This window comes from Pseudomonas sp. REP124, from assembly GCF_020164475.1.
In the GTDB taxonomy this organism is placed as follows: domain Bacteria; phylum Pseudomonadota; class Gammaproteobacteria; order Pseudomonadales; family Pseudomonadaceae; genus Aquipseudomonas.
This window is the reverse complement of the sequence record NZ_JAIQWX010000197.1, coordinates 1-9,776: the sequence shown is the minus strand read 5'-3', so window position 1 is coordinate 9,776 and position 9,776 is coordinate 1. Positions and strand designations below refer to the sequence as shown.

Here is a 9,776-nt window from a genome sequence, read left to right as displayed (position 1 = left end):
ACATCAATGGTGGCTGACGCACCGCATTCGCGAGCAAGCCCGCTCCCACATTAGATCTCAGTTGTCTCAAGTCCCAGGTCCGCGAGATAGGCCCAGGGATAGATCCCGCGTTCGTGGCCGTCGCTGAAAACCAGCTGCACACCATACCCCTGCGGATTCAATTCGATCACCCGAACCCGCTCATCCACCAGCGGTGTCATCCCGCGCAAGCGAAACGCCCGGCATTGCGAGCACGGGCATTGTCGACGCAACTGGGCATGATCCAGCACTTGCTCGCGGCCATCTGGCCAGCTCAGGCGCAGCTGGTGTTTGCTGCTGGAATTGCCGATCGCCAGCGGGTTCATTGCAGCTGGCTCAATGCGATGCGCACCGCTTTGCGCACTTCCGGATCGCCGTCGTCCTGGGCGGCCTGCAAAGGTGCGATGGCGCCTTTATCGTTCAATTCCCCAAGCGCCAGCGCGGCCTCCTTGCGCAGGTTGCTGATGCGATGGCAGAGGGTTTCGATCAGCGGATCGAGGGCGGCTTTGTAGCGCAGGCGGCCGAGGCTGCGGGTGGCGCGCAGGCGCACTTGCCAATAGTCGTCGCCGAGGGCTTCGATCAAGGCGGGGCCGGCGTCGGCGTGACCGACCTTGCCCAGGGTGGTCGCGGCCTCTTCGCGAACCTGCCAGGCCTGGTCCCGCAAGGCATGACTCAAAGCCGGCAGCACCTGCGAATCGGAGGCCAGGCCCAGGGCTCCGGTGGCAGCGCGGCGCACTTCGGTGTCCGCATCATCGCTGGCCAGGCGCGCCAGTGCCGGCAAGGCATCGAGCTGTTTGAGCCAGCCCAGCACGCCCACCGCCTCGCGCCGAACGCTGGCGTCCCGGTCGCTCAACGCCTGCAACGCCGCTGGCGCTGCCTCGGCAAGGCGCAACTCGCGCAAGGCCCGGAACGCGGCGATGCGCACGCCGCTGTCGGCATGCCCGGTCCACGGCAGGATCACCCTTCCCGCCTCCGCGCTCTTGAGCAGGCTCAGGCTTTGCGCGGCGGCAGCCTGCACCGCCGGCAACGGATCGGTCAGGGCCTGGCACAGGGCCTCGACCACCGGCGCGTCCTCCCAGGCTTCGAGCAACCGCGCAGCTTCGGCGCGAACCTCTTCGCTCGGGTCATCGGCCAGTCGATCGATCAGCCACAGCAGGCCGTCAGGTTCCTCAAGGTCGGCCAGTTCGATCAGGGCAATGCGGCGCACGCCGGCATCCTCATCGGTCAGGCGCGGTTGCAGGGTCAGAATGTCGTCGTTGTCGGTTACATCGAATAGTGTGGTCATAGGGCAAATCGCGGCAGTTTGTTTTCTGTGGGAAGTCCGAGCGGGTTCAGGCGCGGCAGTTGCCGACCGTCCTGGTGATGCAGCAGCTCCAGACAATGGCGTTTCAAGCGGGAGAATTCGTGGCTGGTCACCAGTTCGGTGGTGCGCGGCCTTGGGAAATCCAGACGCAGGTCTTCGATGATCCGGCCCGGGCGCGAACTCATGACCAGCAGGCGATCGGCGAGGAACAACGCCTCGTCGATGTCATGGGTGACGAACACCACGGTGGTGCGAATTCGCGTCCAGATGTCGAGCAACAGCTCCTGCATGTTCAGGCGGGTCAAGGCATCGAGGGCGCCGAACGGCTCGTCCATCAGCAACAGGCGCGGACGGTTGACCAGCACCCGGGCGATTTCCACCCGCTGCTGCATGCCGCCGGACAGCTGGTTCGGCCAGCGCTCGGCAAAGCCCTCGAGCCCCACCAGCGCAAGGATTTCATCGGCGGCCCGGTGCCGTTCGGCCTTGCCGATACCACGCATTTTCAGGCCGAAGGCGACGTTGTCGCGCACCGTGCGCCAGGGAAACAGCGTGTGTTGCTGGAACACCATGCCTCGTTGCGGCGACGGCCCGGCGACCTGCGCGCAATCGACCTTGAGGCTGCCGCTGCGCGGTTGCAGGTGCCCGGCCAGGGCGCCAAGCAAGGTGGATTTGCCACAGCCGGATGGCCCGAGAATGCACACGAACTGGCCCGGTTCGATCTGGCAATCCAGGCCCTGCACGGCTTCGAACGCGGCTTTGCCCTCGCCCAGGCTGATCGACAATCCGCGAATATCGATACGCCCTTCGGGCTGCTGAAAACTGCTCATCAGGCTTTTCCTCGTGGTCGGTGCCAGGGCGTGAACAGCCCGCCCAGGCGTTTGATCAGCAGGCTGCTGCCCATTCCCAAAACGCCGATCAGCAACATGCCGACCACGATGTCGGGGTAGTTCTGGATGGTGTAGGACTCCCAGGTGTAATAGCCGATGCCGAACTGGCCGGAGATCATTTCCGCCGTCACCAGGCAGAACCAGGAGGTGCCCATGCCGATGGCCAGACCGGTGATGATGCTCGGCGCGGCACCCGGCAGGATCACCTCCAGCAGCATCGCCCGGCGCCCTGCCCCGAGGCTTTTCGCCGAGGCGATCAATCGTGGGTCGACGCCTTCGACGCCGTGCACGGTGTTGAGCAGGATCGGGAACAAGGCGCCGGTGAAGGTGATGAAGACCATCGACAGTTCCGACGAGGGAAACACCAGGATCGCCAGCGGAATCCACGCCACGGCCGGGATCGGGCGCAGCACTTCGAGCGGTGGCAGCAACAGGTCTTCGGCCCATTTCGAACGGCCGATGGCCAGGCCAAGTGCGATGCCGATGACCAGCGCGGCGAGGTAACCGGCGAACACCCGGCCGAGACTGCTGCCCAGATGCTGGGCGAGTTTGCCGGAGTCGCCCAGGCCCAGCGCAGCTTCGATCACGGCCAGTGGCGTGGGCACGTTGGCGAAGGTGACGAGGCCCAGGTTCCAGTGGTGGCTGGCGGCGAGTTGCCAGAACAGCAGGCAGAGCAGCAGTGAGGTGGCTCGGGGGAGCCAGCGTTTGAATGATCTGATCACGGTATACCTCTCACCCGGCCCCCTGTAGGAGCGAGCACGCTCGCGATGGTGGACCGGACACCGCGGGGTGTCAGGCTGCCAGCGTCATCGTTGACGACCATCGCGAGCGTGCTCGCTCCTACAGGGATTGGGGTTTGGAATTAGCGGGCGGCGACTGCCTGGGTGGTGGCGTCGGTGAAATCGAACACCTTGCCGCCCTGGGCCGTGGCGAATTGCTGGGCCTGGCCCTTGAGCAGGAAGGCGCTCAGGCGGCCCTTCGCATCGCTGGCGAACCACGCCTGGTCGGCCAGCAGCTTGATCCCGCTGTCGCTCGCCTGGGCATACACCGCGCGGATGTTCTTGCCCTCCTGCTTCAGGGCGGCCAGGGCGCTGAACGCCGATTCCGCCGAGGCGTATTGACGGACCTTGTCCTCGCCGCGCACCCAGATCTCGGCCACATGGCTGAAGTCGGTGATCGCCTTGCCCGTCGAGGCATCCACCGCCTTGAGCGGGGTTTGCGCGTAGTTGGCCAGTTGCGCGGTGTAGTCCAGGTTCGACGCCTTGAACGCGGCGCGGATGTACTGGTCGTCGATGAAGGTGTTCAGGTCGAGGCCGCGATCGGCTTTCTTCAACAGTTTCAGGGTGTCGATGGCAGTACCGACGGCCTGGCGGTATTCCGGTTTCCAGCTCAGGTCACGGGTCTGCACGCCCAGCGGGCCGTGGAACAGGTAGTTGACCTCGGCATCGACCCCGGTGACCTTGGCGATCAGCTCGCTGTATTTCTCCGGCTCGGCGGCAAGCAACTGGTTGGCCTCGATGCTGGCGCGCAGGTAAGCGACGACGATTTCCAGGTACTTTTTCGCGTAGGCCTGATCCACCAGTGCGCCGTGGAAGGTCGGCGTGTTGGCCTGAGAGCCGTCGAAGATCTTGCGGGCGAAACCGCGACTGGTGAACAGCTCGGCGAAGGGAACGAAGTCGGCGTGGGCGTCGATCTTCCCGGCTTGCAGTGCGGATCCGGCGACTTCCGGCGCCTGGGCGATGATGTTCACATCCTTGAGCGGATCCCAGCCCTGATCAGCCACGGCCCGCAGCAACATGCCATGGGACGTCGAGGCGAACGGCACGGAAATGGTCTTGCCCTTGAGTTCCGACAATGACTGCACGCTCGACGCGCTCGGCACCACGATGCCGTTGCCGCTGCCCTTGATGCTGCCCGACAGCACGCTGATGAACAGGCTGTGCTTGCCCGCAGTTTCGAACGCCACGCCGTTGAAGGAGCCGGGGAAATCGGCCATGGCGCCGAAGTCGAGCTTGCCGGCGACCATCTCGTTGGTCAGCGGTGCGCCGCTGGTGAAGTTTTTCCACTGCACCTCGTATTTGGCGTCCTTGTACTGGCCGTCGTGGGGCAGGTATTTGTCCAGCAGGCCCAGCTCGCGGATCAACAGGCCGCCGGCGGCGCAGTTGATGGTGGTGTCCTGTGTGCCGATGGCGATGCGGATGGTTTCGGCTTGCGCCGGCAAGATGAATGAAGCCAGTACCAGACCGGCAACAGTTGCACGTAAGAGCATGGTCAATCCCCTCGAATCATTTATAGGAAGTTCGTCTCCGCCACGATCAGGGCGCGGTGGGAAACGAGGGGTGTCGTAAAGCAAGCGTCCGGGGGTGGCCGGATGGCGGTTTCTGGTTGCCCACAAAACTGTGGGAGCGGGCTTGCCCGCGATGGCGTCCTGTCAGTCAATCATGATGCCAGCTGTGCCGGCCCCTTCGCGGGCAAGCCCGCTCCCACAGGGTTTGTGGGTGTACACAACATTTGCAGTTGGCCTCGATCCACTGTGGGAGCGGGCTTGCTCGCGAATGCGTACTGTCAGTCAATGGGATGCCAGCTGTGCCGGCCTCTTCGCGAGCAAGCCCGCTCCCACATTTGGATTGTGTTTCACCGCAACAAGTAAGGGATATCCACTTTCACAGCCCCCGTCGGGCAGTCCTTTTCGCAGGGCATGCAGTACCAGCATTCGTCGAACGCCATGTAGGCCTTTTGGGTGGCCGGGTTGATGGCCAGCAGGTCCATGGGGCAGACGTCGACGCACACGGTGCAGCCTTTGTGGGCGATGCAGAGGTCTTCGTCGACTGTGACCGGTGCGTTGGAACGGAAGAAGATTTCCTGGGGTTGATAGGCCATTTCGCGGTCTCCTCGTGGGTCAGGCTCAGGCCGCAAAGGCGCCGACGCGCAGCCTGTCGTAGGCCTGCATTTCTTCGGCATCCAGCGGGATGATGTAGGGCTCGACGGCTTTCTTGAAGCTGCTCATCACGCCGTTTTCGTCTTTCTTCAGATGGCAATGGCAGAACCAGTCGCCGTCGTTGCGTTGTGGGTGATCGACCCGATAGTGGTACAGCCCCCAGCGACTTTCGGCACGGAACAGCGAAGCCCGGGCGGCCATTTCCGCGCAGTCGCGGATCATGCTGACTTCCATGGCCCGCATCAGTTCGTGGGCGTTGTGGGCCTTGATCTGATCCAGATCACGCTGGATGTCGCTGAAGCGCTGCAGGCCGATCTGCATCTTCTTCGTCACCTTCGGCGGTTGCAGGTAATCGTTCACGAAGCGGCGCAGCTTGTACTCGACCTGTGCCGGCGGCAGGCCGTGTTCGCGATCCAGCGGCGCGTATACCCGCTGCTTTTCCGCTTCGATCTGCTCGACGTTCAGCGCAGTAAATTCGCGCTCGGCCACAAAATCCGCCGCGTTGTTTCCGGCAAACCAGCCGTAGGTGAATGCGCCAAGCATGTAATTGTGCGGCACCGCCGCCATGTCACCGGCCGAGTACAAGCCCTTGACCGAGGTCTCGGCCTTCTCGTTGACCCACACCCCGGACGCCGAATGCCCGCTGCAAAAACCGATTTCGGAGATGTGCATCTCGACCATCTGCGTGCGGTAGTCGGTGCCGCGATTGGCGTGGAACTGGCCGCGGCTCGGACGTTCGTTGCTGTGCAGGATCTCCTCGATGTTCTGGATGGTTTCCTCGGCCAGGTGATCGAGCTTGAGAAACACCGGGCCGTTGCCGCTTTCCAGCTCCTGGTGGAACTCCCACATCATCTGGCCGCTCCAGTAGTCGCACTCGATGAAGCGCTCGCCCTTGTTGTTGGCGGTGTAGCCACCGAGGGGCCCGGTCACGTAGGCGCAGGCCGGGCCGTTGTAATCCTTGATCAGCGGGTTGATCTGGAAGCATTCCAGGTTCGCCAGCTCAGCGCCTGCGTGATAGGCCATGGCGTAACCGTCGCCGGCGTTGGTCGGGTTTTCGTAGGTGCCCATCAGGTAACCCGAGGACGGCAGCCCCAGACGTCCGGCGGCGCCGCACGCGAGAATCACCGCCTTGGCCTTGATCACATGGAAATCGGCGCTGCGGCAATCGAAGCCCATCACGCCGTTGACCGCGCCCTCCTCGTCCGTCAGCAAACGGGTGCAGACCAGTCGATTGGTGATGCTCACCCGCGCCCGCTTCAGCTGGCGGTACAGGACTTTCTTGATGTCGTGACCTTCAGGCATCGGCAGCACATAGGCGCCCATGTGATGGACCTTTTTCACCGCGTAGTCGCCGGTCTCGTCCTTCTCGAACTTCACGCCCCAGCGGTCCAGTTGCTCGATGGTTTCGAAACTGTGGGTGGCATAGGCGTACACCGCGGCCTGATTGACGATGCCGTCGTTGGCGATGGTGATTTCCTTGGTGTACTGCTCGGGTGTGGAGTGGCCCGGGATGATCGCGTTGTTCAGGCCGTCCATGCCCATGCTGATCGCGCCGCTGCGCTTGACGTTGGCCTTGTCGATCAGCAACACCCGCAGGTCGCGGTTGCGTTCTTTGGCCTTGATCGCCGCCATGGGTCCTGCGGTGCCGCCGCCGATCACGACGATGTCGTATTCCTGTTCCTGCGTGGTTCTGGTGATGGTGTGGGTCATGCCTGATCCCCTTTTTGCCGGTCGATCCGCAGGCGGTACTGGAAGGCATCGCCACGGTAGTAGAGGTGTTCGAAGTCCAGCGGCTGGCCAGCGGCGTCGTGGGTCAGACGCTCGATGCGCATGATCGGCGAGCCGGTTTCGACGCCCAGCGCCTGGGTCAGGTCGCTGTCGGCCAGCACCGCATCGATGGCCAGGTCGGCGTGCCCGAGGGCCAGGCCGCAGTCGTTTTCCAGGATCAGGAAAATGTCGCGGGTGACCAGGTCGGCCTTCTCCAGACGCTCGCCAACGGCCTTGGGCAGGTAGGTGATTTCCAGCGAGATCGGCTGGCGATTGATCAGCCGCACGCGCTTGATCTGCGCCACGATTTCGCCTTCGGCCACCTGCAAGCGCTCGGCGATCTGCTTGTCGGCGGCGATGAACTTGAAGCTGCGCAGGCGGTTGATCACCTCGTAGCCGCGACCGGTCATGGACTCGGCCAGGCCTTGCAGGGTGCTGACGTTCTGAAAGGTCTTGGGCTTGGCGACGAAGGTGCCCTTGCCGTGGATCTTGAAGATCAGCCCTTCCTTCTGCAGATCGCCCAGGGCCTGGCGCACGGTGATGCGGCTGACCTTGAACAGCGTGCCCAATTCGCTTTCGGAGGGCATCTGGCTGTCCTGCGGGTATTCGCCGTCGAGAATGCGCGCGCGCAGGATGTCGCGCAGTTGGGTGTGCAGAGGGACGCTGCCGAGGGATAGAACGTTATCGGTCATCTGAAGATCACTTGTTATAACGAGTTATGACGTGATCTTAGAGTTCTAAGGAGAGGCTTGAGAAATACCGTTTGAGAATAACGATAGATTGGCCGAACGCGATCAGTGGCGGTTGAGGATTTGATCCATGACCCAATCGGTCTTCAGCGCTTCCTCGGCCAACGCCGGATGCCGCGCCTCACCCCGAATATGCGCATTCATGCCCATCACGTGATGCCACTGAATGTGCTCATGATTGGCAATGCTCAGACTGAGGTGTTCATCGGCATGCAACTCCACCGGATGTTCATCGAACACCGAGAACCTGATCCGCCCTTTGCTGCCGATCATCTCGACCCGATCCTCTCGACCATCGGCGACGAAGTTCCAGCAGCCCATCCCCAGCGCCCCGTTGGCAAACCGCCAACTGGCGCTGACCGCGTCTTCGGCGGCATACAGGCCGGCCTGGCGCGCGGTGAAGCCGGCCACTTCGACGATATCCCCCAGCAGATACTGGAACAGGTCGAAGCCGTGACTGGCCAGGTCCGCAAAATAACCGCCACCGGCAATCGCCGGATCGGTTCGCCAGTTGTCGCTGCCGTCCAGATCCCTCGGTGACGGAGCCTTGGTCAGGGTCCAGCTCAGGTGCCGCACATCGCCGATGCGCCCCTCCGCCAGCCACTGCCGAACTTGCTGGAAGCGCGGCAACGAACGGCGGTAGTAGGACACGAACAGGTGCAGCCCGGCATCGGCGAAGGCCTTGTGCATCTCACGGCTTTGCGCGGCGCTGAGCGACATTGGTTTCTCGACGCAGCAATGCTTGCCGGCGGCGGCGACTTTCAGGGCGTAGTCGTGATGACTGTCGGGGGGTGTGGCGATGTATACGGCATCGACCTGCGGATCGTTGATCAGCGTGTCCACATCGGTGCAGGTCCGGGCGATGCCGTGGCGCGCGGCGTAATCGCTGACCGCCTCCGGCCGTCGCCCCATCACCGCCACCAACGCCGAGCCGGGTGCCTTGTAGAAGGCCGGCCCGCTCTTGCGCTCAGCGACGCTACCACAACCGATCATCCCCCAACGCACGACATTCATGCGGCGGTCCCGATGCTCAGGGCGCGCAGGTCCAGCCGGCCGTCCTTGAGCGGCGGGCACCAGTAGTAGCCGCCGGTGATCGGCCGGCTGATGCGGTACAGGCCGTCAGTGACGCCGTCTTCCAGACCGCTCATGCGGCGCAGCTGGACTTCGAAGGCATCCAGGGAAAAACCGAAGGCAAGGAACATCAGGCCGGCGCGTTCGTCTTCGATCCACGGCATGGAACGGCGCACGACAAAGGCTTCAGGGGCGAAGCTCTCCTGGGCGGTGCGTTTGACGTGTGCGGAGATCGGCGCGTCGTCGAGCTCTTCGTTGTCGCTCAGGCGACGGCCCATGATGTCGTCGGTTTCGTGGGAAGACATGGCGTGGAAGCGCTTGAGGTCGTGCTGCCACTGCTGGATCGCGGCGAAGCTGCCGCCGACCATGCCTTCGGCGCCGTTGCCGATCAGCGCCGCAGCGACGGCGGCTTCGTCCTGCGGGTTCTCGGTGCCGTCTTCGTAGCCGGTCAGGTCGTGGCCGTCGCGGTGGCGGAAGCCTTCGGTGACCTGGACCAGACGCAGGGCCGGTTCCAGCGCGGCAGCAAAGACGTTGCTGCGATTGAGCAACTCGCCGCGGTCGGTGCCGTGCAGCCAGCACCAGAGCGCCATTTGCGTCGAAGGGTTGTTCACGCCCACACCGGTCATCGCCGGGAAAGTGCGCAGCCCTTCGATATTCGTGCCCAGGGCCTTGACCAGCGGTTCACCGAAGCCCACTACCGCCGACGCGCCATCCACCAGTTGCGTCAGTTTGTCGAGCGCGGCCGGCAGATCGGCGACCGATTCGAGGGCAAAGAACATATGACGGGCTTGAAGCGGAACGGGGGTGGCGAGAATGCCCGGCTGGAAGTGACTCATGTGAACTCCTTCAGAAAGAGCGCGAAGTTTAACTCCCGCGTCGCCGCTTGTGTGCGGCGAGGTCAAAGATTGCGGTCTACGCTTGAGGCACAAGATCCAGACCCTCAACCCCTCTGTTCTGCCGGTTAGCCATCAAAAACCCGTACCCAAACTGTAGGAGCGAGCATGCTCGCGATGGAGGCCCGGACAACGCGGGGCATCAGGTTT

10 protein-coding genes are annotated in these 9,776 nt (G+C 63.4%); all 10 read right to left on the bottom strand.

What is annotated here, in order from left to right; genetic code table 11:
• Positions 1-50: 50 nt before the first annotated feature.
• The 10 genes from K9857_RS28010 to K9857_RS27965 all read right to left on the bottom strand — a co-directional run bounded on the left by K9857_RS28010 (position 51) and on the right by K9857_RS27965 (position 9,569).
• A complete protein-coding gene (locus K9857_RS28010; protein WP_224541434.1) occupies positions 51-344 on the bottom strand; it encodes a DUF971 domain-containing protein in 294 nt (97 codons plus the stop codon).
• Positions 341-1,303 carry a HEAT repeat domain-containing protein gene (locus K9857_RS28005; protein ID WP_224541432.1) on the bottom strand — a complete coding sequence of 321 codons (963 nt, stop codon included), beginning with the start codon at positions 1,301-1,303 and terminating at the stop codon, positions 341-343. The genes K9857_RS28010 and K9857_RS28005 overlap by 4 nt, the downstream gene beginning before the upstream one ends.
• Positions 1,300-2,148 carry an ABC transporter ATP-binding protein gene (locus K9857_RS28000; protein ID WP_224541430.1) on the bottom strand — a complete coding sequence of 283 codons (849 nt, stop codon included), beginning with the start codon at positions 2,146-2,148 and terminating at the stop codon, positions 1,300-1,302. Before K9857_RS28000 ends, K9857_RS28005 begins: the two co-directional genes overlap by 4 nt.
• Positions 2,148-2,930, bottom strand: coding sequence for an ABC transporter permease (locus K9857_RS27995; protein WP_224541428.1), 783 nt, complete (start codon positions 2,928-2,930; stop codon positions 2,148-2,150). Before K9857_RS27995 ends, K9857_RS28000 begins: the two co-directional genes overlap by 1 nt.
• Positions 2,931-3,070: 140 nt before the next feature.
• Complete coding sequence (locus tag K9857_RS27990) at positions 3,071-4,477, bottom strand: ABC transporter substrate-binding protein (protein ID WP_224541426.1); 1,407 nt, start codon at positions 4,475-4,477, stop codon at positions 3,071-3,073.
• Positions 4,478-4,842: 365 nt separating this feature from the next.
• Positions 4,843-5,088 carry a ferredoxin family protein gene (locus tag K9857_RS27985; RefSeq protein WP_008060065.1) on the bottom strand — a complete coding sequence of 82 codons (246 nt, stop codon included), beginning with the start codon at positions 5,086-5,088 and terminating at the stop codon, positions 4,843-4,845.
• 25 nt (positions 5,089-5,113) lie between these two features.
• Positions 5,114-6,856, bottom strand: coding sequence for a fumarate reductase/succinate dehydrogenase flavoprotein subunit (locus tag K9857_RS27980; protein ID WP_224541425.1), 1,743 nt, complete (start codon positions 6,854-6,856; stop codon positions 5,114-5,116).
• On the bottom strand, positions 6,853-7,605 hold the full coding sequence (locus K9857_RS27975) for a GntR family transcriptional regulator (RefSeq protein ID WP_224541423.1): 753 nt from the start codon (positions 7,603-7,605) through the stop codon (positions 6,853-6,855). Before K9857_RS27975 ends, K9857_RS27980 begins: the two co-directional genes overlap by 4 nt.
• 102 nt (positions 7,606-7,707) lie before the next feature.
• Entirely contained in the window at positions 7,708-8,676 is a 969-nt protein-coding gene (locus K9857_RS27970; RefSeq protein WP_224541421.1) for a Gfo/Idh/MocA family protein, read from the bottom strand.
• On the bottom strand, positions 8,673-9,569 hold the full coding sequence (locus tag K9857_RS27965) for a Dyp-type peroxidase (protein WP_224541420.1): 897 nt from the start codon (positions 9,567-9,569) through the stop codon (positions 8,673-8,675). The genes K9857_RS27970 and K9857_RS27965 overlap by 4 nt, the downstream gene beginning before the upstream one ends.
• Positions 9,570-9,776: the final 207 nt, after the last annotated feature.

Bases quoted from the DNA above. Each gene is read 5' to 3' on its own strand.
- K9857_RS28010 (WP_224541434.1), bottom strand. From the start codon at position 344: ATGAACCCGCTGGCGATCGGCAATTCCAGCAGCAAACACCAGCTGCGC.
- K9857_RS28005 (WP_224541432.1), bottom strand. From the start codon at position 1,303: ATGACCACACTATTCGATGTAACCGACAACGACGACATTCTGACCCTG.
- K9857_RS28000 (WP_224541430.1), bottom strand. From the start codon at position 2,148: ATGAGCAGTTTTCAGCAGCCCGAAGGGCGTATCGATATTCGCGGATTG.
- K9857_RS27990 (WP_224541426.1), bottom strand. From the start codon at position 4,477: ATGCTCTTACGTGCAACTGTTGCCGGTCTGGTACTGGCTTCATTCATC.
- K9857_RS27985 (WP_008060065.1), bottom strand. From the start codon at position 5,088: ATGGCCTATCAACCCCAGGAAATCTTCTTCCGTTCCAACGCACCGGTC.
- K9857_RS27980 (WP_224541425.1), bottom strand. From the start codon at position 6,856: ATGACCCACACCATCACCAGAACCACGCAGGAACAGGAATACGACATC.
- K9857_RS27975 (WP_224541423.1), bottom strand. From the start codon at position 7,605: ATGACCGATAACGTTCTATCCCTCGGCAGCGTCCCTCTGCACACCCAA.
- K9857_RS27970 (WP_224541421.1), bottom strand. From the start codon at position 8,676: ATGAATGTCGTGCGTTGGGGGATGATCGGTTGTGGTAGCGTCGCTGAG.
- K9857_RS27965 (WP_224541420.1), bottom strand. From the start codon at position 9,569: ATGAGTCACTTCCAGCCGGGCATTCTCGCCACCCCCGTTCCGCTTCAA.